Origin of the sequence: Amycolatopsis sp. lyj-108, assembly GCF_046549005.1 — a bacterium.
In the GTDB taxonomy this organism is placed as follows: Bacteria; Actinomycetota; Actinomycetes; order Mycobacteriales; family Pseudonocardiaceae; genus Amycolatopsis.
The window spans coordinates 1-22285 of the sequence record NZ_JAJPWQ010000021.1 but is presented as its reverse complement, the minus strand read 5'-3'; the positions used below and the strand labels follow the sequence as shown (position 1 = coordinate 22285).

Below are 22285 nucleotides of genomic sequence, written 5' to 3'. Positions count from 1 at the left end.
GTACAGTCATCGAACGAGTGGCATGGCAATGGGCACGAAATAGCGAATTTCTTAACTGGTCGCGACCATGTGTTTACGGGTGGCATTGATGAATAGTCTGTCTGGTTCGGATATTTACCACGCCTGGAGTAGGGGAAACTTCATCGAGTGAACGAGGCCTACTTTGGGTGTGACTGGCCCTGCTTTCATGAAGGCGCGCCGTTGTGGAAAGATCATTTGTTGTCAGGATTCGGCTCACGCGTTCGGGTGATAATCCCAATCCCAATGCCATGTTAGACTCGGCGGGTCGAAAGAATCTGAAGATTCTTTCTCAAGGGTGAATCGTCCCGTCGGCCCTGTGTCGTCCAGACACTTGTGCATTTCATTGACTGTCCGGATGGTCCGGGCCATTTGTTTGGTCTTCATTCGGTGTTCGGGGTCCGAGTTTCATTTCGAGGCGTATTATTGCCGGCTGTGCAAGATTGGTGGTTTTCGTTGTGACTGTTACGGAGTCGATGGAATCGAGCGTGAACGGTGGCGGGCCTCAGCAGAGCCTGAATACCGCGGCCGCGCGGAACCTGGCGACCACGACCAAGTCCGAACCGCAGATGCAGGGCATCTCCTCGAGGTGGCTGCTTCGCCTGCTGCCCTGGGTAGAGGCGGCCGGCGGCGCGTACCGGGTGAACCGCAGGCTCAGCTACACGGTCGGCGATGGCCGGGTGACCTTCACCAACGTCGGGTCCCAGGTGCGGGTCATCCCGCAGGAGTTGCAGGAGTTGTCGCTCCTGCGGGGGTTCGACGACGAGGAGGTGCTCTCCGCACTGGCGGAACGGTTCGTGCAGCAGGAGTACCAGGCCGGCGATGTGATCATCGAGCGTGGCACTCCCGCCGACCGGATCTTTCTGATCGCGCATGGCAAGGCGAACAAGATCGGTGCCGGGGCGTACGGCACGGAGACCGTACTGCGGGTGCTGGCCGATGGCGACCATTTCAGTTCCCAGGCTGTGGTGGAGTCCGATGATTACTGGGAGTTCACTGTCAAAGCGGTCACTCCGTGCACCGTGCTGGCGCTGGCCCAGGACGACTTCGAGGCGCTGATGGACCGGTCCGAGGTGCTGCGTGCGCATGTGGAGCGGTTCATCGCCGACCCGCAGATCGCGCAGAACACCTCGGGTGAGGCGGAGATCGAACTGGCGTCCGGGCACGAGGGCGAAGCGGTGCTGCCGGGCACCTTCGCGGACTACGAGGCTTCACCACGCGAGTACGAGCTGAGCGTCGTGCAGACAGTGCTGCGTGTGCACACCAGGGTGGCCGATCTCTACAACGAGCCGATGGACCAGACCGAGCAGCAGCTCCGTCTCACCATCGAAGCCTTGCGCGAACGCCAGGAATACGAACTGGTCAACAACCACGACTTCGGTCTCCTGCACAACGCCGATCTCTCGCAGCGCATCCACACCCGCAACGGGCCACCCGCCCCGGACGATCTCGACGAGTTGCTGGCACTGGTGTGGAAGGATCCCGCATTCTTCCTCGCCCACCCGCGCGCGATCGCGGCGTTCGGGCGGGAGTGCAGCCGCCTCGGCGTGTACCCGCAGAACATCGACGTCGACGGCCACCGGTTCCCCTCCTGGCGGGGCGTGCCGATCGTTCCCTGCAACAAGATCGGCATCAGCGAGACCAGGACCAGCTCCATCTTGCTGATGCGCACCGGTGAGGCGAAGCAGGGCGTGGTCGGTCTGCGCCAGACCGGGCTGCCGGACGAGTACGAGCCCGGCCTGAACGTGCGGTTCATGGGCATCAGCGAGCAGGCGATCATGTCCTATCTGGTCAGTGCCTACTACTCCGCCGCGGTCCTCGTCCCGGACGCGCTCGCCATGCTCGAGAACGTCGAAATCGGGCGGGACAACTGAACCGCTCGTGGTTGTACGCGCTGAGGGATCGGCAGGTGCACCGTGACCGTTATCGAGCCAGATGTCCGGGTCAACGGCGGGTCTTCGCAGCAGAGCCTGGCCACTGGGGCGGCCAGGAACCTGGCGACCACGGCCAAGCCCGAACCGCAGATGCGGGCCATCTCCCCGCGCTGACTGCTGCGCACGCTGCCCTGGGTGCACGTCGCCGGCGGCACCTACTAGGTCAACCGCAGACTGGCCCGCACCGTCGGTGACGGGCGGGTGACCTTCACCAATCTCGGGTCCGAGGTACGGGTCGTCCCGCGGGAGCTCGCCGAGTTGCTGCTGCGATGATGGCCAGGGGGTGGCTACGCTTTTCGGCGGGGTCGGCTCCGGGCGTCTTTCCGGTGGGGTTCTTTGATGGCTATTGACACGTCGTTGAGCCCCCTTGGTTGCATGGCGCTTTCGGAACTTGTGGCGATGTCCCAGGTCAATCACCCAACTGTGACCGGCGAGTTGACCTGGGCCTTTGAAGGTCATAATGGCGAATTTGTTCAGTTCGGCTGTGGTGTCGCTTGGTGGCTGTGAGGTTCGATCTAGCGTCCGGGTGTTGATTCGACGAGTTCTCGTTCTGGCGTGTCGGCGTGCGGATCTGGGTCCTGTGATGTCGTCGTACGGAACCTGGGCGGCGTTTCGTGCGGGCGGTCTGACTTGTGTTCTGCGGGGGCAGAGTCCGGGAGTGTGCCTCGTTTGCGCCATTTTCGGAGGATGCGGCGGCCGTAATTGTGGGTACCGGCGATGCGGTCCAGTTCGGCGCCAGACGGTGTTCGTCCTCGCGAGCGTTCGCGTAGGTAGTGAGCCCACATCAATTGTTCGGCGGTTGTTGTGTGCAGCTGGTCCGGCTCGTCTGGTGTGGTCGCTTGGTGTTCAGCCGGGGCTGGCGTGCGTAGGCCTGCCGTGTCGGGTGGTTTGGTGGGAGTGAGCTGCCGATCGCTGGGTTTGGCGCGGTGCCGTTTGAGTGCGCGGTTGAGGAGTTCGACGGCGAGGAGCAGGGCGAGGGGAGGGCAGGCGGCGACGGTGACGCCGAAGATGCTCAGGTCTGGTGTGGAGCCGATGTTGGCGCAAAGTGAGAGCGAGATTCCGAAGGTGAACGCTAGCCACGCGGTCCATCGGCTTCCTGCTCGTTCGGTCTCGGCGGGTTTCCAGAGTTCGACGGTGGCGATCATGAGGAGGCCGTCGACGATGAGCGGCCAAAGCGCCGCGGTGGTGTGGTCAGCTCCGAACTGGAGCGCGAACTCGCGCCCGTGGCGATACGATGCGTAGGCGGCGCCGAGCGCTACAAGCGCGGTGCAGCCGCACCGGACAATCAGCGCGAGGTCGCGGGGAACGGCGGGCGAAGCCGCCCGAGTTGGGTTGCTCATGCCGTCACCGGGCCGTGCGACGGCGCCGTTCGATCACGGTCGTCGCGGAGATTCGCAGCTCACGGGGCATTTTGGTTCGTGAGGTACCTGTTGGAACCGCGCCGGGGATTCGAACTCACACGGGCGCCATCGCGCACTTGATCCTATGGCTGCAGCCGTGTGCACCCGGGACGCCGAGGCGAGCCTTGAAAAGAAGAAACCTTCACTCGGTAGGGTTGAGTGAAGGTTCTCGCAACTGGTGAGATCTCACCTAAAGCGGTGTCCGAGGGGGGACTTGATCACAGATCCTTGGCAGATCCCCCAATTTCTGGGAGGTCATGCGGAGATCGTATCAGAAGACCCATTGTGGGTTGAGATTCGATCCTGCCGCAGTTGCCGCAGTAGGCTCCCGCGCCTTTGTGTTGAATACTGGCTGCAGTCGTTGGGCTGGTCGCCAACGGCGGAAGCGGGTCGAGCAGGAGCTGCTGGCCTTCGCTCGTGTCCATGCGAAGGTGTCGTACGCAGGGCAGTGCCTGCAGGCCACATAGTAAGCGCTCTGCCGGCACTGCTCTCTCGTGGACGCTACTCCTCAGGTTTTAGAGGGCCCGTTTGGTTCGCTGGGATGGCTCGGTTGATCGTGAGAACCAAGGGAGTAGTTCGTTTGCCAGTAGTACTTCGAATCTCTGCGGCCTGGTTCCCCAAAACCGTGTCCAAGTTCTGTGCAGTATTGTGTCTTTGGGTCGGGTCTCGGGTTGTCAGCGTGTTGGCGGCGGGTTCACCGTTGGCCATGGTCAGCCTTGCCGGTTGGGCCTTGGAGACCACAGAGAGCGGGCGCAAGCGTCGGCGTGCCCGGTGCGGCATCGGAAGATCGTGAGGCTGGCAGCTGATATTCATGGATGGCTAGGTCGTATGCGTGACTGCGCCGCCGCAGTTCTGCGCTCGGGAGTTAGGGAGTAGGCCTCACACGCAGGTGGCGCTCGCGGGGACGAGCTGCGGCGATCGCTGCCTCGAATCTCGCCGGCCAGATCGTGGACAGCGCGGTGTTCGTGCCCTTCGCGTTCGGATCGCCCGCGAGCTGCCCGGGCAGCTCGCGGGCAAAGCCGCAACCACAGCGGTGGTCTGCGTGGTCCTGGCGCTGTGGTCGCGGCGGCGGGAGGTGGCGTCGTGAGGTTCTTTCTCGGCACCCACCAGCCCGTCTGGCTCGCTCGTGATCTCAGGGTGCCGTTGCTGGTCTCGCACCAGCGCCTGGCCGGGCGCCGCACCCTGCCTCGCGCGTTGGGGCAGTGGGCGCTGGATTCCGGTGGTTCTCCAGCTCGTCGAGAACCGTGTCATCGACCGGGCGAGCCGTTTCGGGTGGAAGTGCCGAGCTGCAAGGCGTCGGCGGGGCTGTGCACCGGCAGGTGTGCCGCGCAGACCGGTCGAGTGCGGGTGGCGTAGGACTTGGCGGCTGCGACCAGGCCGAGGCCGAGGCCGCCGAAGGCCAGGCCGCCGAAGGCGATCATCCACGTGATTCCGGAAGTGGTGGTGAACGGCGGCGCGATCGCCGGACTTGGCAGCACGCCCACGGCGGTGAGTGGTGCGAAGATCAGGAGGAAGATCCCGTAAACCGACAGACCGACGGCTGCCAGCCACGCGGGGAGCAGGGGCAGCAGGCGTGGGACCCGCCGTCCGGCGAGGACCAGCGTCCAGCGCGGGAACACCTGGCCCCACGGGTACATGAGCCCCAACAGCAGTAACACCCCGGCCGCCGCGGCCAGGACCGTCACATCGATGCCCACCGCTGCCAGCGCCTCAACCGCTCTCGGCCCGCCGGCGTTGATTTCCCGCCATCCCTCGGCGGTGACCCCGAGCGCGTCACCGCCCAGCGTCCAGATCGTCTTGACGCCCGCCCATGGCAGCAGCCCGCACATGAGGACGTAGACCGTCCGACGTGTCCGCTTCGACGCGATGCCGGCGCGGGGGTGAGCGAGCGGACCGTCGCCGTCGCCTGGGTGCTTCTGCCCGCACCTCGGACACCGGCCGCGCCACCGCCTGGCCCACACCTTCCAGCTCGCGCCCCCAGGTGGCTCGGAACTCCCGCTCACGGTCATCTCCCCGTTCTCACGATCATCTTCACCGAGATCATGGCCGCCGCTAACTGTGACGACTCTCAGGAGAGGTAACGGCTCGGCCACTGGAGTCTCATGAGACAGCTGGTTCTGGGGAACGGAGCCTTCACCGAGCTCTCGCTGCATGGCCGCTGGCGCAGCGACGCCCGTACCTCGCGGTCGGCGGCGATCCAGACTGTGGAGAAGCCGGGCCGTCCGATCCCGGCAGGGTGCGTGAGGCTGACCGACTCGGTGCGGCTGCTGCCGACCCCGACCGCCTCGGACGCGAAGAACTGTACCCACGACACGCAGGACGGCGGACCGTCTCTTCCCGATCGCGCCCGTGCCCTGAGCACCCCGGCGCCACCGCTGGACGGACCGTGGTGCGCCGCGGCCCACAGCGGAGTGATCGATAGCTGCCTTTCCACCGGTGCGTGGGGCCTTACCGCAGACACCTGATCGCGCACGAGGGTTCGTCCACCGACATCTCCGCCACGCCCATAACAAGGAGACCCAGCTCTCATGGACACTCCACGACTTCTGCCGACCCCGCGCGCGACCGACGGCACCAAAGGCTGTCCCGCGCAGCGCGGCTCGAAGGGCGATCTGATGCCGCCCTCGGTCGTCATCGCCGTCACCAGACCCGCACCGAAGTCCCGAGCGCGGAAGGAGGTGAAGGACCGTGACGACCGCCCGCGCACCGCGCGCCCGACGCACAGCACGCGGTGAACCCGGACCGGTGAACTGGGGCGAGTACGCCGCCGTGCACCGATGGGAACTCATCACCGGCCTCCCCGCCCCGTACCCGACCCAGCCCGGCCGGCACGGACGCCCCGTGTGGCCCCCGGGCCAGGCAACAGACCAGGATCACGGCGAGAGCAAACCCGGCTATCGCGAGTTCATGGTCGGTAAGCTGGTTGTCGCCGGGCGCCGGCCTGGCGAAGCTCAGAAAAGGCGCCAAGCTCTGCCGCGCAGAGCGTCGTCCCGGCCAGCACGGCGCGGTCTGGGTCGCGTGATGCTGCAATGCCTTACTGATACCCAGGGCGAGCGCGGCGAGCACCGCAGCCGGAAGCCCTGGCCACAGGAAGGGTTTGTCATGGCGAGCGATTCCTCCGCCTGCGGTGGGCAGGCCACAGGTCGTTCGGCGGCGGAGTTCCCATCGCCCGGATCAGGTTGGATGGACCGACCTGACCGTCAGCTGATCGCCGGGGATGTCAGGATTCGCGCAGCCGGTTCCGTCGGCAGGCACGAAATTCGATTCGGTCTCCTGCGGCAGGTAGATCCGCAGGCCTTTGACCGGCACCGGGTCACAGGTAGCGGGATCGTAGTTGTGGACGTTGACGAACCGGATGTCGGCGGCCGCGACCTGCCCAGGGCGCAGCTCGACCACACCGCCCTTGTCGCCGGCGCGGTCGGCTGGTTTCCCTACCTGGTGCCCGTCGTCACCGGCAACATAGGACACTCCGGGGAAGCCTTGGATCCGGCATGACTCATTGCCGGAATTGGTGATCAGAAGGGGCCGGTAGACGGAACCGGCGGCACCATCTCCTTTGCCGAGCGCCAAGGTGACGTCGTCTGATTGGCAAAGACCATCTGAAGCCGTCTCGGTCTCCAGCGTCCGTGGCGCCGAGGTCGACCCGATGGAGCTGCTTGTCGAGGACACAGGGGGAGCACCGGTCAAAGCCGGTGTCGTTCCATCATCACCGCAGGCGGAAAGGAGAGTGCAAACCGACGCCGTGATGGCCAAGGTCCATTTCGGACTTGGCTTCAACATGATGTGAATTCCTTTCTGATCGGTATGAGTGGTGACGGGAGGTCCTGATGGCTTACCCGTGTGTCCGGTGTTCGATTCCTACCTTGGTAAACCGTTACGTCAGAGACATGTTCGGCGCGACGGGTGGGCGGCGGCCCTGACTATCGATCACTTCTGGCTGGCTTGGGACTTGTCGTTCGCGTGGTCATCACATCGGCGGCGGCATCGCCGGATCGCAAGGGAATCGTCAGGTCAAGCTCTTTGGGCAGTCGCCACACTTGAGGTGGAAGGCCCCCCGTCGGCTTGGCGGGGGATGCCGGACGACAGGAGTTTTCTCATAAGTATGAAGCCACGCCGGCCCAAGGCAATCACAAGCGACAGGAGTGATAGTGAAGCCGACGAAACGAGCCGCCTGGCTCCCGCTGTCGCGGGAGCGTGTACCTTTCTCGCCGGTGTCTGGTTGATACTTTCACCGTTTGTGCTCGATCATGAGTACACCGGAGGCGGATTCGACGGGCACTGGAACGATGTGCTCGTGGGTATCGCGCTGATCGCAATCGGTTCCGCGCCCCTGGTGGAACCTCGCGCGGCTTCATGGTGGTTCTCGGTGCCGCCGATTCTTGGCCTATGGCTGCTCGTAGCGCCTTTTGTGCTGGAGTATAACGACGGAATGCCAGCACCCGGAATCACGACGAGCGATATCGCGGTCGGTGTGTTCCTGCTGCTCATCTGGTATGTCATCCCCACGTCTCGGGTAAGCCACTCGCGCGGACAGTGACGCCGAGGAAATCGAGCTACGCAGGCGGTGGTGTGCGGCAGTCCGGTCTTCGCGATGTCGTTTCGGGGCGGTGACCACCGACCATGAGCGGACGAGTTCTTCGCGGGAGCGCATCGTATATGAGATATGATCAACCTTCCAATGCGCTGATCCGGGTTGACTTGGCGGTGGCGATCCTGAGCGTGCTCGCATGTGCTGATCCGCGCACTCATGGGCAAGGCGGAGACGCGCTCGGAACGAAACCTCCGCGAACACGTTCCCCGATGCGGCATCAGTTGGCCCGCACCGACTTCTTCGAGCACGACATCCGGCCTTCTGGCACCTTGTCGTCGGCGTGACGTCCGAGCCGACGACCACTTCCGGGCAGGACGGCGGCGAGTCAGCTGACAGCGTGGATGGTTCTTGTTCGACCGACTGTCAGAGCGGGGTTGACCGGAGTGCTTGCGCGACTGGTCATCGTGCGAGGGCGAGTGCGGGGATGGCCGTGAAAACAGTGATGTGAGCAGGATCCCCAGTCCGGGAGCCAGAAGCCAGGGACCGGGCGGGTACTGGACTCGGCTGCGCCAGGCGAAGGGGATCCCGGCGGCGCCGGGAAGGGCGGGAAGCAGCTGAGCCATGGCGAGACCCAGCCCCGTTTGCCCTGGGGTGGCGCCGAGCGTGCGGGCGACGGCCAGAGGGTGGCGGGTGTCGAGTACGACCGTCCAGGTGCTCACCGCGGTATTGATCAATTCGAGGACGAACAAAGACGACCGTTGCGAAAAGTCCATAGTGGACTCATTGACCTCAGCCTTACAGAAGCGTCGTTGAAGAGACCTTCTCAGTGGTTCTCAAGCGCCCGAAGAACGCGAAACCGGGCCAGACGGTGCAGCATCTCCCCCATCGCGTCGGGCCGGATCTGGCCATCGAGGTCGGCGTGGGCTGACCGCACGATGTCGTCGACGGCCGACTCCGGGAGGGAGGCCGCGAATTCGCGGGAAAGCCACTCGCGAACTTCTTCGGTGATGTCGTCGGTCCGGTGGTCGTGGACGGTCATGTCCCTCCTCCTTACGACGACTTCCTTCATTGTGTCGGTGGTGGCGGGGACTGCACCTGACGAGTGTCTGACGTTTGCGGCGGGGGCGTGCAGGGTGTCGGCGGCATCGATCGGCTGGTGACCGTCGGGGTCGTGGTCGGTACGAGGGTGGTGATCGGTTCGGGTTCGTCCTGGGCGGTCACGCCGCAGCCGCCGAGACACGCCAGCGAGGCCAAGACGAGTGCGGACGAGTGGAGCTTCATGTCGTGGCCTCCGGGAGTTCGACGACGAAGCGGGCACCGCCGCCGGGCCGGTCCTCGACCCAGACCGTGCCGCCGTGGCGGTGGACGTGGTCGGCGACGATGGCCAGGCCGAGGCCGCTGCCGGTCTCGCGGTCGCGGCGTCCGGCGTGCAGGCCCCGTGCGAAGCGTTCGAAGATGCGTTCGCGCAGCGCGGGCGGGACACCGCTGCCGGCGTCGTCGACTTCGATCCTCGCCCGGTCACCGTTCCTGCGGACGGTCACGGCGACGGCGCCTTCGCCGTAGCGGTCGGCGTTGTCGAGCAGGTTGGTGACGACCCGGTCGATGCGGCGGCGGTCGGCGGAGACGAGGGGGGTTTCGGGATCGGTTTCGATACGTATCCCGGCGGCGTTCCTGCTGTCGATGACGTTGCGCACGAGGGCGTCGAGGTCCACCAGTTCGGACGAGTCTTCGGTGTCGTCCTGGTCTGCCCGGGAGATCTCCAGCAGGTCGACGACCATTCGCTGGAAGCGGTGCAGTTCCGAGCTGAGCAACCCCAGGGCCTTGCGGGCTGTCTCCGGCATGGCGTCCTGCCTTCGGACCATCACTTCGGTGACGTTGATCATCGTGGTGAGGGGTGAGCGGAGTTCGTGGCTGACGTCGGCGGCGAAGCGTTTGTCGCGGCGGACCCGTTGTTCGAGCTGCTCGGTCGTGGTGTTGAAGCTGGTGGCCAGCGGGGCGAGGTCGGGGTCGTTCTGGTGAGGGAGCCGTGTCGTGAGATCTCCTCGTGCGACTCGGGATGCGGCTCCTCGGAGCGCGGCGAGCGGGCGAAGGGCTCGTTTGGTGGCCCAGGCACCGAGGGCGACTCCGAACAGCGCGGCGACGACGGTGCCGGTGATCAGCAGGAAGCTGAGGTACCGGAAGGTGCGATCGAGCTCCAGCAAGGGATACAGCTCGACGTAGATGCTGTCGCCACCTCCGACCGGAGTCGCGACAGCGAGGACGGGAATGCCATCGGCGATGAAGCGTTGGCGTGCCGCGACACCCTTACGCGCGCTCTCCACGAGACTCGCGGGTATCGCTCCCGGCTCGATCTGCCGTCCGCTGGTGAGCCAGCCGTCCGGCCGCGACAACAAGATCGACGAATCGGGTCCGCTGGCGAGCCCGGTCAGCAGTTCGTCGAGGTTGTCCGAGTGCTCTGCCAATGCCTTGTCAACCAGGCCGACGTTGACCTCGGACTGACGAGTGGTGCTCTGCTCTCGCTGGTCGAGCATGTAGCCGGTGGTCAGGTTCCAGGTCGCGACACCGAGCACCGTCATCACCAGCGCCAGCCCGAGGCCGAAAGCGGCGGCGACGCGCCAGCGCAGGGAAAGCCGACGCAACGCCGAACGAACGGCCGAACGTGTCATGACCCGGACGAGATCTGGTAGCCGCGCCCGCGTACGGTCAGCACCAGCGTCGGATTGTCCGGATCCGGCTCGATCTTGCGGCGCAGCCGTCTGATGTGGACGTCGAGCAACCTGGTGTCGCCGAAGTAGTCGTGCCCCCACACACGGTGCAGCAACTGCTCGCGGGTGACGACCTTTCCCTCGGCCGCCGTGAGTTCGGCCAGCAGCCGGAACTCGGTGCGGGTCAGGTGCACCGGTGACCCGCCGCGATGAACGCTCTCCTCGTCGGGGCGGATCTCGAGCTCGCCCACGGTGAACAGCGAGGGGGGAGGCGGCGCCGTTCGTCGGAGCAACGCCCGGATCCGTGCCGCGAGTTCGCCGGCGACCAGTGGTTTGGTGACGTAGTCGTCCGCGCCAGCTTCGAGGCCGGCGATCACGTCTTGGGTGTCGGCGCGGGCGGTGATCACGATGATCGGCAGCGCCCCTTGGTCGCGCACGGTCCTGCAGACCGTGAGGCCGTCGATGCCCGGCAGCATGAGGTCGAGCAGGACGACGTCGACCTGGATACGTTCGAGGAGTTCGAGACCGTCTTCGCCGGTCGCCGCACACTCGATGTCGAAACCTTCATCGGCGAGCGCCAGGCTCAGGGCCTCGCTGATCATCGCGTCGTCTTCGACGAGAAGTACGCGAGTGGACACAGCCGGCATCTCCTTTCCGCCGACCAGACTTCCCGGCACACCGCGGCCGACGATATCAGGCCGCGCTGGAACCCTTTCTTGGATCGACCACCGTTGATCGTAAGGCACTCGTCAGGTGCGACGGCCTTTCTTCATGTGAGGGTGGGTTGCATGACCGAGGTATTGACGGCAGAGGCTGGAGTGGTCAACGGAGCGAAGCTCGATCCGGAGGTGCGGCGGAAGCGTGACCATGCGGACCGGTTGTGGTCCGTCGCCGCCGGGCATCGTGATCTGGCCGTAGAGCTTGAAGCGGGAAGTGGGCCCGATGCGTTCCGGCGCGCGAAGATGCAGCGCCTGCTGGGCGAGGTGGCTGCGCACCACGGATTCGCGTATCACGAACTCGCCAATGCGGCCGAGGCCCGAGCGTCGGCCAAGGCGCATCCCCGCGAGTCTCCACAATGGACGCTTCTGCTCGACAGGTCGTTCTCGGCGATCCGTCGCGCTGAAGCGCATCATGAACGTGCCGCGGCGTACACGGCGAGGACGGTCGGAAACGAAGCGGCCGCACGAAGGCATGAAGCGGCGGCGGGGGAAGCGGACAGCCGCGCCCGGGCGATGGCGGTGGAAGCACGCACGGCTTGAGTGTGGCGAAGGCCCCGCGCCGAGGGGGAGGGAGCGCGGGGCCTTCGTCCGGCGAGTGTATCGAGTAGACGGCTGGGAAGCAGTGCGAATCGCGTCAGGAAACGGCCTCGCCGGTGTGATTCGCCCTGCTGTTGCGAGTAACGGGGCCGGGTTCAGCAGCGTCGGCCACCGCCTGGGCCGCGGCTTCGGCGGCGCGGGCAGCGTCCTCGGTGGCCTCCTCGGCCACGGTGTCGGCCGGAGTGGCCTCGCGGGTGGCAGGCGACTTCGGGAGGGCTTCGGTGAACGCGGTCGAGACGCTTTGCAGGGCTGAGGTGACTTCGCTGGGGATCACCCAGAACGTGTTGCCGGGTCCTTGGGCGAGCTGGGGCAGCATTTGCAGATACTGATAGGCGAGGAGCTTGGGGTCGGGGTCGTTGCGGTGGACGGCCTGGAAGACCTGGTCGATGGCGCGGGATTGGCCTTCGGCTTTGAGGATTTCGGCGGCGCGATTGCCCTCGGCGCGCAGGACCGACGCCTGCTTGTCGCCTTCGGCGGTGAGGATCTGGGACTGTCGCTGTCCTTCGGCGCTCAGGATGGCGGCGCGCTTGTCACGTTCGGCCCGCATCTGCTTTTCCATGGCTTCTTTGATGGTGCTCGGCGGGTCGATCGCCTTGATTTCGACTCGGTTCACACGAAGCCCCCATTTCCCTGTGGCCTCGTCGAGTACGCCACGCAGCTGGCTGTTGATCGTGTCGCGGGAGGTGAGGGTGCTTTCGAGGTCCATCGATCCGACCACGTTGCGCAGTGTCGTCACGGTGAGCTGTTCGACGGCTTGGAGGAAGCTGGCGATCTCATAGGCCGCGGCGCGCGGATCGGTGACCTGGAAGTAGAGCACGGTGTCGATCTCGACGACCAGGTTGTCTTCGGTGATGACCGGTTGCGGCTGGAACGACACGACTTGCTCGCGCAGATCGATGGCGGGGTAGACCCGGTCGATGTAGGGGATGACGAAACTGAGGCCGGGTTGCAGTGTGCGGTTGTACCGGCCGAGCCGTTCGACGTTGCGAGCGCGTGCCTGCGGCACGATGCGGACGGCCTTCAGCACGGTGATGACGGCGAGCAGGGCGATTATCAGACCGACGATCAGGAGAGCGGATACTTCCATGGGTTACTCCCTGGGGTAGACGAGTGCGGTGCTGCCGCTGATCTCCATGACGTCGACGACCGCGCCTTCCGGGATCACGAGGGTTTCGTCGTAGGCACGGGCGGTCCATTCCTCCCCGCCGATGCGGACGAGCCCGTCCATACCGTTCACCTCGCGGACGACGTGCGCGGATTTGCCGATCAGCGCGTCCACCCCGAAACGTTGCAGCTGCGGCTGGAGCATGTGCCGGTGGACGACGGGTCGCAGGAGGATGAGGCCCAAGGTCGCGGCGATCGCGAAGACCAGAAGCTGGAACGGCGCCGGCAGCCCGACGGTGGCGGATCCGGCGGCGATCAACGCGGCTCCGCCGAGGATCCCGAGCGAGGCCGTCAGTGTGAAGATCTCGGTGACTCCCAGCACCGCGGCGAGAATCAGCCAGATATGCCAATCGAGCATCTGACACCTCGATCCGTCGATGGTCTCCGTGTCCTGTCAATCGTCGCTTCCCAGTCGCTCCTGGCCTAGGTGGCTGCCCGGCGAGGTTCGGCACCCGTTGGTTGCCGGAGCCCGGCAAGACCGTCGCCAGCGGTTCCGGGAAACGGTTACGATTGGGTTTGCCCGATTGCCGGTAGTGGGCAATGCGACTTAGGCAGGATGTGCTGCGATGGCCGGACGTGCCCGCCCCAGGCTGGACATCGCCTCCCTCGCGGATCGGGCCGCGCGTGACGCCGGTGGCGTATCCCCGGCATTCCTCGACGGTTACCTCGAGATGCTCGACGGCGTCAGCGGGACGCAACGCCGGTTGTCGCGTGCTGAACTCGATTCCCGGCGTGAGCTCGGTGCCGCCGCGGCCGAGCGGAGTGTTTCCCTGCGGTCGTTGGTCGATCTCTATCTCAGCGTGAACTGGATGTGCTGGCGGAAGCTGCCCGCGGTGGTGGAGGCGAGCGGGAAGGAGGAGGTCTGCGCGATCGCGGAGGCGATCCTGCGTGCCTCGGACGACGCGATCGTGGCGCTGGCCGACGGGTACGACAGCGCTCAGCGCCGGGTGTTGCGGCGGGAGGGGGCGGAGCGACGTGAGTTCCTCGATGATTTGCTCTACGGGCGAAGCGATCTCGGTCGCCTGGCTGAGCGCGCAGACCGGTTCGGCCTTCGTCTGGCCGCGAGCTATGTCGTGACCGTCGCCCGTGCCGACCACGTGTTCGTCGACGGGGACGCCGCGGCGCAGCGGATCGAGGCGGCGTTGTCAGGCCGCTTTGATTCCCGCGAGGTCATGATCACCACGAAGGACGGCACGCTCCTCTGCATCGCCCCTGGCGCGCTTCCTGAGGTCCCCGCGGAGTTCGCCCGGCAGGTGGAGGCGGGCTTGTCCGCACGCCTGCGGTTCCAGATCGGGGTCGGCCGGAGGCATCCTGGGCCCGGCGGCATTCTTCGGTCCTACGAGGAGGCGCGAGGCGCTCTTGACCTCGCCGAGTCCCTGGGGCTCACCGAGTCCGTCCTGAATGCCAGCGACCTGTTGGTGTATCAGGTCTTGTTCCGCGACCGGGCCGCGATCATCGAACTGGTCGACACGGTTCTGGGGCCGTTGAACGAAACTCGCGGTGGTGCACGGCCGTTGCTGGACACCCTCGCCGCCTATTTCGCCTCCGGCGGGGTCGCTGCTGAAACGGCGAGGACGTTGTTCTTGAGCGTTCGGGCGGTGACCTACCGGCTCGACCGCGTCAAGCACAGCACGGGCTACGACCCGCGTGACCCCGCCCAGCGATTCACCTTGGAAGCGGCCGTGCTGGGTGCGCGTCTGCTCGACTGGCCCGCCCACACGTTGGCGCCCCCTGGCTGAGCGCGCGAGGTCAGGCGAAGACGAAGTAGCGCAGCCACAGGTAAGGCGCCGCGACGAGCACGGTGATCAGCGTGACGAGAGCGCCCTTCTTGGTGAATTCCCAGAAGGAGATGGGACTTCCCGCTCGCGCGGCGATGCCGAGGACGACGACGTTGGCACTGGCTCCGATGGCGGTGGCGTTGCCGCCGAAGTCGGCACCGAGGGCGAGCGACCACCAGAGAGCTTCGGAGTGGGTGGGGTCGGCGATGCTGTTGGTCAGGTCGAGGACCAGCGGGCTCATCGTCGCGACGTAGGGGATGTTGTCGACGACGCCGGACAGCAGCGCGGAGACGCCGAGGATGAGCATCACAGCCAGGAGCGCATTGCCTCCGGTCGCGTCGGCGGCGAGTTTCGCCAGATCTCCGATGACGCCGGTTTTGACCAGGGCACCGATCATGATGAAGAGACCGGCGAAGAACAGCAGGGTCTCCCATTCGACGCTCGCGAGATAGTCCTTCGGCTTGGCTTGGGCCAGCAGCACGAGGGCACCGGCGCCGAGCAGGGCGACGACCGAGGGTTCGATGTGGAAGATCGAGTGGCCGATGAACGCGGTGAAGACGGCCAGGAGCACGACACCACATTTGACGAGAAGTCGCTTGTCGTGGATGGCTTCGCGTTCGTTGAGGGCCATGACGTCGGCGACCCGTTCCGGGTCGACCGTGAAGGAACCACGGAACAGTCTCGGCAGGACAAGACAGAACACGACCAGCTCGATCGCCACGATCGGCGCCATGTTGACGAGGAAGTCGTTGAACGTCAGGCCGGCGCGACTGCCGATGATGATGTTGGGCGGGTCGCCGATCAAGGTCGCGGCCCCGCCGATGTTCGAGGCCATGACCTCCGCGATCAGGAAGGGCACCGGCTTGATGTCGAGCCGATCGCAGACCAGCAGCGTCACGGGTGCCATCAGCAGCACCGTGGTGACGTTGTCCAGGAACGCCGAAGCGACCGCGGTGATGAGCACCAGCAGTAGCATGATCCGCAGCGGCGATCCCTTGGCGCGCTTGGCCGCCCAGATCGCGGTGAACTCGAAGACGCCGGTCTTCCGGAGGACTCCGACGATGATCATCATGCCGAGCAGCAGGAAGACGACGTCCCAGTCGACACCGGTGTCGTGGGAGTAGAACGCGTCCTCGGAGTCGAGCACACCGAGGCCGAGGACGATGCCCGCGCCGGCGAGGGCGGTGACCATCTTCGGGATCTTCTCGGTGGCGATGAACAGGTACGCCACCACGAAAACGACGATCGCGACGGCGGCGCTCATGCCATGTCCCCGGGAGCGGAATCAAGGGCGAATACCGGCCGATGACGCTGCCAGATCACTTGTACTCTCACCGATTCCTGTCCATGCCGACCGCCCCGGCCCGGTCAGGGACGGGGTATGCCGACCAGACTTCCCGGCGCTCCACGCGTCAAGATGCCGTAAACGAGAAGCAGAGGCAACTCGGACAATTGCCACCCTGTCCAGTGGATTCGGTGATGGTGCGGTCCTGCTACTCTGGACTGTGCCGGTGATCACAGTGGTGTGAGATGGGGGGCTTATGTCCGGACTGCTCGGCCCTCTCGCGTTGATCGCCGTGTTCGTCGTCCTGATGGCCGCTCTCCGCGTAATGCACCTGCGGCAGGAGCGCGGGGAATCGTCGAAGAGCACCGGAATCTCGTCGGGCCGTAAAGAGTCGGACAGTAACGACGGCTGACCCGGGCGCACCTGCCCGGACGGTCGTAGTCTTGCGGCATGCAAGCCAGCGAGATGGCCGAGGAATTCCCGGTCGTGGACATGGATTCCGACGCGCTCGACGCGGCGCGGCTTCTCGCGGAGCACCGCCTGCCCGGAATCGTCGTGACCGACCGGAGTGGCTGTCCTCAGTCGGTCCTGCCTGCTTCAGAGGTGGTCCGTTTCCTGGTGCCGACCTATGTGCAGGACGATCCGTCGCTCGCCGGTGTCCTCGACGAGTCGATGGCCGATCGGGTCGCCGACAAACTGGGCGGCCGCAAGGTGCGTTCGTTGCTTCCGGAGGAGCCCGCCGAGCTGCCTCAGGTGAACTCCGACGACACGATCATCGAGGTCGCCGCGATCATGGCGAGGTTGCACTGCCCTCTGGTCGCGGTCATGCAGGACAAGACGCTGCTCGGCGTGATCTCCGCGTCCCGGCTCCTGGAGTTGGCGCTCGCGCCACGGTGATCAGCTGACCTCGGTCAGCGCTCCGGCCTTCACGTCGTAGACGAAACCGCGGACTCTGTCGGTGTGCAGGAGAAAATCCGAGCGCTTCACTCGCTGCATCGAGCGGCGGACGCTGTCGGAAACGTCGCGGAACGCCTCGACCGACCACGTCGGTCGCAGCCCGGTGCCGGCTTCCAGTTCGTCCTTGAAGTCGTCTTCGGTCACCAGCGACAATCCGCAGTCGGTGTGCTGCACGATCAGGACCTCGCGGGTGCCCAGCTTCCGCTGGCTCAGCGCGAGCGAGCGGATCATGTCGTCGGTGACCACGCCGCCGGCGTTGCGCAGCACATGCGCTTCGCCCTGGATGAGGCCGAAGATCTCGAACACTCGCACGCGCGCGTCCATGCAGGTCAGGATGGTCACCTGCAGGGACGGCCGCGGCGACCGCCGATCGCCTGGCACCGCGTCGCCGAGTTCGTGATTGCGCTTGAGCAGTACGTCGATCGCGGTCATGACTTCCCATCGTTCGGCCGGTTCGCGGCACTGGGCGCGTTCCTGATGACGGTCGTGAGCTTGCCGCGCTGTTCGTCGTTCGCGAGCGCGGTCAATTTGTGCTCGACGTGTGGCGGCAGGTCCTTGAAGTCGAGTTCCACGTCGGATTTGTGGGAGTGGTCGATGAAGGTCAGCAGTCCCTTGGCTCCGGACATGTCCATGTAGCTCACGTTCCGCAGGCTGAGCGACAGTTTCGGCTCGTCGTCGCGCAGTCTGGTCAAGACGCGGTCGATGGAGAGGAACGACAGCGGTCCCTCGATGTGGTAAGTGCCGGTCTCGTCGTAGATGACCGAAGCCTTGCTTCGGCGTGATTGCGTGAAATGCACGATGAGCGCCACGGCGACGCCGACCGCGACGGCCACGGTCAGATCGACGAGGACGGTGATGATCATCGTCGCGAACATCACGACGACGTCGCCCCGCGGAGTGACATGGGTCTTGCGGAGACTTTCCCAGTCGAACATGCCGATCGCGGTCAGGATCAAGATCCCCGACAGCACGGCGAGCGGGATGTACTGGACGACCGCGCCGAGACCCGCCACCAGTGCCAGCAGGATGACACTGTGGGTCGCGGCCGACACCGCGGTTTTGCCGCCGCTTCTGACGTTGACCACGGACCGGACGGTCGCACCCGCGCTGGCCAAGCCGCCGAACAGGCCGCTGGCCATGTTGCCGAGACCCTGGCCGACCAGTTCGCGATTGCTGCGGTGCCGTCGGCCCGTGATGTTGTCCATCACGACCGAGGTGAGCAAGGAGTCGATCGAGCCCAGCAGCGCGATGCTCAGTGCGGGCAGCACGAGGGTGAGGATCAGCGAGCCGCTGAACTCCGGGAGGGTGATGGAGGGAATCGATTCGGGGATCTGGCCGATGTAGTCGACCGTGCTGTTGAGGGAAACCGGGCCGATCCGGAGGTTCTGCAGGACGGGTTCCGCGAACGACAGGATGCCGGTGATGATCACGAGCGCGATCAGGCTCGCCGGGATGGATTTGACCACCTTCGCGGCCACGAGCATGAGCACGATCGTGGCCGCCACCACCAGAAAGCTCTTTTGCAGCTGGTCGAGCTCGCCCAGGATGATGATCAGCGCGATCCCGCCCATGAACCCCGACACCACCGGGTGCGGGATATAGCGGATGAGAGAACCGAGCCGGCACACGCCGAACAGGATCTGAAGCGCACCCGCCATGATGAACGCGAGGAAGGCGCCTTCGAGTCCGTGTGCCGCGATGACGCCGGTGGCGACCACGGTGATCGGGCCGGTCGGACCGGTCACCTGCGCAGGTGTTCCTCCGAAGACCGCGGCGAAGAATCCGGCGAAGATCGCGCCGTACAGGCCGACGAGCGCGCCCTCGGAGGTGCCGGTCGCGGTGATGCCGAAGGCGATCGCCAGTGGCAGCGCCACGATGGCCACGGTCAGCCCGGCAAGAAGTTCTCTGGCGAAACGCTGGAGCATCGGTCCCCGCTCGTCGGCATACGTCTAACTCGGCCCTCGGTGGGCCAAGCCGCCGACCAGACTTCCCGGCACTCCTGGGCGTAAAGATGCCCTAAAAGAGTGTAAAGGTCCAGTAAAGGAGGCTTGACGGTCGAGATCATCACGCCGACGGCCTAACCGACGCTCGGTGGTCCGCGACATGGTTGAAATGACCGATTTGCCATATTCTGTGGAGATGCGCGCCGACGTCATGGCCGAGGAGTTCCCGATGGTGGGTCTCGATTCGCTCGCGCTGCAGGCGGCTCGTCTTCTGGCCGAGAATCGGTTGCCCGGACTTGTCGTCACCGCGGCCGACGGCATGCCCTATACGGTCTTGCCCGCCTCGGACGTGGTGAAGTTCCTGGTGCCCGCCTATGTTCAGGAGGCTCCCGCGCTGGCCGCGGTGCTCTCGGAATCGATGGCCGACCGGGCCGCGGACAAGCTGGGCGGCAAGACGGTCCGCGACCTCCTTCCCGCTCGGCCTCCTGAGCTGGCTGTTGTCGAGCACGACGACAACATCGTGGAAGTCGCCGCGATGATGGCCCGGCTGCGCTGTCCGCTGGCCGCGGTACTGCGTGACGGCACGATGATCGGTGTAATCACGGCGTCCCGGCTGCTGGAACTCGTCCTCTCGTCGAACTGACTGCTCGTCAAGCGGCCTTGCCTTGACGTGGCTGAACAGATGTTCAATACTCTGAACATGAGTTCAGTCTCTGATCTGACGGCACGGGCCCGTATCCGTGATGCGGCGCTGGCCAGGTTCGGTGCCGACGGCATCGCCGGGACCTCGGTGCGTGCGGTAGCCGCCGATGCCGGGGTGTCTCCGGGTTTGGTGCTCCACCATTTCGGCTCGAAGGACGGGCTGCGGCAGGCCTGTGACGAGCATGTGCTCGACTCGATCCGGGGCGGAGGTGAGGCCGGCGACGACGCGCTGGCGGAGGTACTGCAGGCAGCCACGCCGGTGCGGCGCTATCTGGCCAGGGCGTTTCTGGACGGGTCGAGCGGGGCGTCCGCGCTGTTCACCGAGATCGTGGAACGCACCGAAGCGTGGCTCGCCGACGGCGAGCGGGAGGGCTGGGTGCGCCCGTCGGACGACTCGCGTGCGCGCGCGGTCGTCTATGTGTCGTGGCTACTGGCACCACTCGTGCTCGGTGACCACGTGGGCCGGTTGCTCGGCGGGGATGCCGCGGAGACCGCGACCGCGGTCCGCGGTGCCAGGGCGGGGCTGGAGATCTTGACCAACGGCCTGTTCACCGATGACCGCTGGCTGACCGCGTTCACCGCCATCAACGACCAGGAGCGGTCGAAATGAGGGCGCTGCTGGTCACCCACGGCACCCGCGGCGACGTTCAGCCGATGCTGGCTCTCGCGGTCGCCCTGCGCGATCGCGGGCATGAGACGGTGCTGGCCGCGCCGGAATCGTTCGCCGATGCCGCGGGGGAGTACGACATCGAGTTCGCCCCGCTGGGTGAGGGCGCGAACCGGCTGATGGACGACCCGGTGGTGAAGGAAGCCATCGAGGGCGGTTACCGGGGCATCCGGGGCAAGATCACCGCCCTGCGGACGGCCCAGCGGGTCAAACCGATGATGGCGGAGGTCCTGCACCACGTCGGTGTGGCCGCGAAAGCCTCTCGCGCGGATGTCGTCGTGCACACGACGGGGGTGCCCGCCCACCACGCGGCGGAGATGCTCGGCGTTCCCGCGGTGGTCGTCGCGCTGCAACCCGGTTGGATCCCCACCGGCGAGTTCCCTTGCCCGATGATTCCCTTGCCCCGCCTGCCGAAGATTCTGAACCGCGCCACGTATCTCGCGGTGGCCGGGATCTTGCGCGCCTTCGCCGGGATCACCTCCACCTGGCGCACGACCGAACTCGGGCTGCCGCGCCGCCGGGGGAGCCACGACATCCTGCACGACGCGGAGGGCCGCGACCGGCTGGTCCTGCAGGCATTCAGCCGCGAGATCGCCCTCTCGGCCACGGATTGGCCGGATTCGGTGCACACCACCGGTTTCTGGTACCTCCCCGCCGCGGCAGGGTGGGAACCACCCGCGGCGTTGCGGGACTTCCTCGACGCGGGCCCCGCTCCGGTCTACATCGGATTCGGCAGCATGGCGGGCAGGAACTCGCGCCGTACCCGTGCGGTGGTCGAGGAGGCCGTCCGCCGGGCCGGGGTGCGCGCGGTGCTCGCCACCGGCTGGGGCGGTATCGCCGCGGACGCCGGAACCGGCGATCTGTTCGTGCTCGACCACGCGCCGCACGACTGGCTGTTCCCGCGCATGAGCGCGGTCGTGCATCACGGAGGCGGCGGCACGACCGGAGCCGCACTGGTGGCGGGCAAGCCGCAAGTGGTGTGCCCGTTCGTCGCCGACCAGCCGTACTGGGCGAACCGCATGCACGCCGCCGGCGTCGCGCCGCCCCCGATACGCCAGCAGCAACTCACGGCCGACCGGCTCACCGCGGCGCTGCGGCAAGCCACTGGCGACGCCGGGATGCGCGAACGGGCCGAACGACTCGGCCGGGAAATCAGCGCGGAGAACGGAGTATCCGCCGCTGTCGAGCTCCTCGAAAACCTGACCTGACAAGGAGACCATGATGGAACTCACCGACGCGGTGACGAAGACCTTCCGGATGGACGACGAAGCCTGGCGCCGCCACGCGAACCCTTGGAGCGTGTGGACCCGCTTCGCCGCGATCCCGCTGATGCTGCTCGCGATCTGGAGCCGGACCTGGATCGGCTGGTGGTGTCTCGTGCCGATCGCGGCCGTCGTCGTGTGGCTGTTCCTCAACCCCTCGGCGTTCCCGCCGGTCGAACCACGCAGCTGGGCCGCACGCGGTATCTACGGCGAACGCGTCTGGGCACACGACAAATCCTTGGTGCCGCCGGACCATCGGCGGGTGCTGCGTGTCCTGGTCGTACTCGGTTTTGCCGGTTTCGGGCTCATCACGTGGGGTCTGATCGCGCTCGACTTCTGGCCGACACTGTTCGGCGCGACGGTGGTCGTGGTGGCCCAGCTGTGGCGGATCGACCGGTTCGGCTGGCTCTGGGAACGGGCCGAGGAGCAGGCGGCCGCGTGACAGGCGTCAGTCGTCGACTATCCGTACCGTGCCCGAGGTTCCATCGATGGCGATCAGCGGGTATCGAGGAACATCCGCTCATGCCGCTGACGGCGCGGTGTGCCTAGTGCGGCTTTCACGTTCGAACGGCCAACGGGCAGTGACCGCGCTGGCCCTGCCGCCGCTCGCGCTTCTCGGAAGA

At 66.0% G+C, this 22285-nt stretch carries 25 protein-coding genes; 14 read left to right on the top strand and 11 right to left on the bottom strand.

The genetic code is table 11. The features are described from left to right. The first annotated feature begins 476 nt into the window (after positions 1–476). On the top strand, positions 477–1892 hold the full coding sequence (locus tag ACLJO0_RS43400; protein WP_410585726.1) for a family 2B encapsulin nanocompartment shell protein: 1416 nt from the start codon (positions 477–479) through the stop codon (positions 1890–1892). Positions 1893–1934: 42 nt separating this feature from the next. Next, entirely contained in the window at positions 1935–2066 is a 132-nt protein-coding gene (locus tag ACLJO0_RS43395; protein ID WP_410585725.1) for a hypothetical protein, read from the top strand. 401 nt (positions 2067–2467) lie between these two features. Here ACLJO0_RS43395 and ACLJO0_RS43390 read toward each other — a convergent pair whose 3' ends face one another. Together ACLJO0_RS43390 and ACLJO0_RS43385 are read right to left on the bottom strand one after the other, a co-directional pair. Then, positions 2468–3292, bottom strand: a complete 825-nt coding sequence (locus ACLJO0_RS43390; RefSeq protein ID WP_410585724.1) for a DUF2637 domain-containing protein — start codon at positions 3290–3292, stop codon at positions 2468–2470. Positions 3293–4599: 1307 nt separating this feature from the next. Further along, a complete protein-coding gene (locus ACLJO0_RS43385) occupies positions 4600–5355 on the bottom strand; it encodes a hypothetical protein (protein ID WP_410585723.1) in 756 nt (251 codons plus the stop codon). A 99-nt stretch (positions 5356–5454) separates the two neighbouring features. Between ACLJO0_RS43385 and ACLJO0_RS43380 the strand changes: the two genes are divergently transcribed. Next, positions 5455–5817 (top strand): hypothetical protein, encoded by a 363-nt coding sequence (locus tag ACLJO0_RS43380; RefSeq protein ID WP_410585722.1) that lies wholly within the window; start codon positions 5455–5457, stop codon positions 5815–5817. Positions 5818–5880: 63 nt separating this feature from the next. Next, the gene (locus ACLJO0_RS43375) at positions 5881–6087 is read left to right on the top strand and encodes a hypothetical protein (protein WP_410585721.1); all 207 of its coding nucleotides are present in this window, start codon (positions 5881–5883) and stop codon (positions 6085–6087) included. Between the two features lie 439 nt (positions 6088–6526). Here ACLJO0_RS43375 and ACLJO0_RS43370 read toward each other — a convergent pair whose 3' ends face one another. After that, positions 6527–7021 carry a DUF4232 domain-containing protein gene (locus ACLJO0_RS43370; protein WP_410585749.1) on the bottom strand — a complete coding sequence of 165 codons (495 nt, stop codon included), beginning with the start codon at positions 7019–7021 and terminating at the stop codon, positions 6527–6529. Between ACLJO0_RS43370 and ACLJO0_RS43365 the strand changes: the two genes are divergently transcribed. Both ACLJO0_RS43365 and ACLJO0_RS43360 read left to right on the top strand, forming a co-directional pair. Then, complete coding sequence (locus ACLJO0_RS43365) at positions 6999–7139, top strand: hypothetical protein (protein WP_410585750.1); 141 nt, start codon at positions 6999–7001, stop codon at positions 7137–7139. The genes ACLJO0_RS43370 and ACLJO0_RS43365 overlap by 23 nt on opposite strands. 315 nt (positions 7140–7454) lie before the next feature. After that, a complete protein-coding gene (locus ACLJO0_RS43360) occupies positions 7455–7889 on the top strand; it encodes an SPW repeat protein (protein WP_410585720.1) in 435 nt (144 codons plus the stop codon). Between the two features lie 817 nt (positions 7890–8706). On the opposite strand, the gene ACLJO0_RS43355 is transcribed toward ACLJO0_RS43360, so the two are convergent. From ACLJO0_RS43355 to ACLJO0_RS43345, 3 genes are all read right to left on the bottom strand, one after another. Beyond that, complete coding sequence (locus ACLJO0_RS43355) at positions 8707–8922, bottom strand: hypothetical protein (RefSeq protein WP_410585719.1); 216 nt, start codon at positions 8920–8922, stop codon at positions 8707–8709. A 238-nt stretch (positions 8923–9160) separates the two neighbouring features. Next, positions 9161–10549: a sensor histidine kinase gene (locus ACLJO0_RS43350; RefSeq protein ID WP_410585718.1), complete on the bottom strand. Its 1389-nt coding sequence runs from the start codon at positions 10547–10549 to the stop codon at positions 9161–9163. Next, positions 10546–11235, bottom strand: coding sequence for a winged helix-turn-helix domain-containing protein (locus ACLJO0_RS43345; RefSeq protein ID WP_410585717.1), 690 nt, complete (start codon positions 11233–11235; stop codon positions 10546–10548). Before ACLJO0_RS43345 ends, ACLJO0_RS43350 begins: the two co-directional genes overlap by 4 nt. 141 nt (positions 11236–11376) lie before the next feature. Here ACLJO0_RS43345 and ACLJO0_RS43340 point away from each other — a divergent pair, with 141 nt between their 5' ends. Next, positions 11377–11847, top strand: coding sequence for a hypothetical protein (locus ACLJO0_RS43340; protein ID WP_410585716.1), 471 nt, complete (start codon positions 11377–11379; stop codon positions 11845–11847). Positions 11848–11941: 94 nt separating this feature from the next. On the opposite strand, the gene ACLJO0_RS43335 is transcribed toward ACLJO0_RS43340, so the two are convergent. Then, complete coding sequence (locus tag ACLJO0_RS43335) at positions 11942–12991, bottom strand: SPFH domain-containing protein (RefSeq protein WP_410585715.1); 1050 nt, start codon at positions 12989–12991, stop codon at positions 11942–11944. A 3-nt stretch (positions 12992–12994) separates the two neighbouring features. Beyond that, positions 12995–13426, bottom strand: coding sequence for an NfeD family protein (locus ACLJO0_RS43330; RefSeq protein WP_410585714.1), 432 nt, complete (start codon positions 13424–13426; stop codon positions 12995–12997). Positions 13427–13634: 208 nt separating this feature from the next. Between ACLJO0_RS43330 and ACLJO0_RS43325 the strand changes: the two genes are divergently transcribed. Next, on the top strand, positions 13635–14807 hold the full coding sequence (locus ACLJO0_RS43325; RefSeq protein WP_410585713.1) for a PucR family transcriptional regulator: 1173 nt from the start codon (positions 13635–13637) through the stop codon (positions 14805–14807). A gap of 10 nt (positions 14808–14817) precedes the next feature. Here ACLJO0_RS43325 and ACLJO0_RS43320 read toward each other — a convergent pair whose 3' ends face one another. After that, a complete protein-coding gene (locus ACLJO0_RS43320) occupies positions 14818–16110 on the bottom strand; it encodes an SLC13 family permease (RefSeq protein WP_410585712.1) in 1293 nt (430 codons plus the stop codon). A gap of 277 nt (positions 16111–16387) precedes the next feature. Here ACLJO0_RS43320 and ACLJO0_RS43315 point away from each other — a divergent pair, with 277 nt between their 5' ends. Next, positions 16388–16543: a hypothetical protein gene (locus ACLJO0_RS43315; RefSeq protein WP_410585711.1), complete on the top strand. Its 156-nt coding sequence runs from the start codon at positions 16388–16390 to the stop codon at positions 16541–16543. A 38-nt stretch (positions 16544–16581) separates the two neighbouring features. Then, positions 16582–17028 carry a CBS domain-containing protein gene (locus ACLJO0_RS43310; RefSeq protein ID WP_410585710.1) on the top strand — a complete coding sequence of 149 codons (447 nt, stop codon included), beginning with the start codon at positions 16582–16584 and terminating at the stop codon, positions 17026–17028. Here the strand turns inward: ACLJO0_RS43310 and ACLJO0_RS43305 are convergent, their stop codons facing one another. Continuing rightward, positions 17029–17520: a beta-class carbonic anhydrase gene (locus tag ACLJO0_RS43305; protein ID WP_410585709.1), complete on the bottom strand. Its 492-nt coding sequence runs from the start codon at positions 17518–17520 to the stop codon at positions 17029–17031. Continuing rightward, positions 17517–19013 carry a SulP family inorganic anion transporter gene (locus ACLJO0_RS43300; protein ID WP_410585708.1) on the bottom strand — a complete coding sequence of 499 codons (1497 nt, stop codon included), beginning with the start codon at positions 19011–19013 and terminating at the stop codon, positions 17517–17519. The genes ACLJO0_RS43305 and ACLJO0_RS43300 overlap by 4 nt, the downstream gene beginning before the upstream one ends. Positions 19014–19227: 214 nt before the next feature. Between ACLJO0_RS43300 and ACLJO0_RS43295 the strand changes: the two genes are divergently transcribed. From ACLJO0_RS43295 to ACLJO0_RS43280, 4 genes are read left to right on the top strand one after another with little or no spacing between them, the layout of a single operon-like run. After that, on the top strand, positions 19228–19674 hold the full coding sequence (locus ACLJO0_RS43295; protein ID WP_410585707.1) for a CBS domain-containing protein: 447 nt from the start codon (positions 19228–19230) through the stop codon (positions 19672–19674). 57 nt (positions 19675–19731) lie between these two features. Further along, positions 19732–20343: a TetR/AcrR family transcriptional regulator gene (locus ACLJO0_RS43290; protein ID WP_410585706.1), complete on the top strand. Its 612-nt coding sequence runs from the start codon at positions 19732–19734 to the stop codon at positions 20341–20343. Next, positions 20340–21608, top strand: coding sequence for a glycosyltransferase (locus tag ACLJO0_RS43285; protein ID WP_410585705.1), 1269 nt, complete (start codon positions 20340–20342; stop codon positions 21606–21608). The genes ACLJO0_RS43290 and ACLJO0_RS43285 overlap by 4 nt, the downstream gene beginning before the upstream one ends. Positions 21609–21621: 13 nt before the next feature. Beyond that, positions 21622–22104, top strand: coding sequence for a DUF6653 family protein (locus ACLJO0_RS43280; RefSeq protein WP_410585704.1), 483 nt, complete (start codon positions 21622–21624; stop codon positions 22102–22104). Positions 22105–22285: the final 181 nt, after the last annotated feature.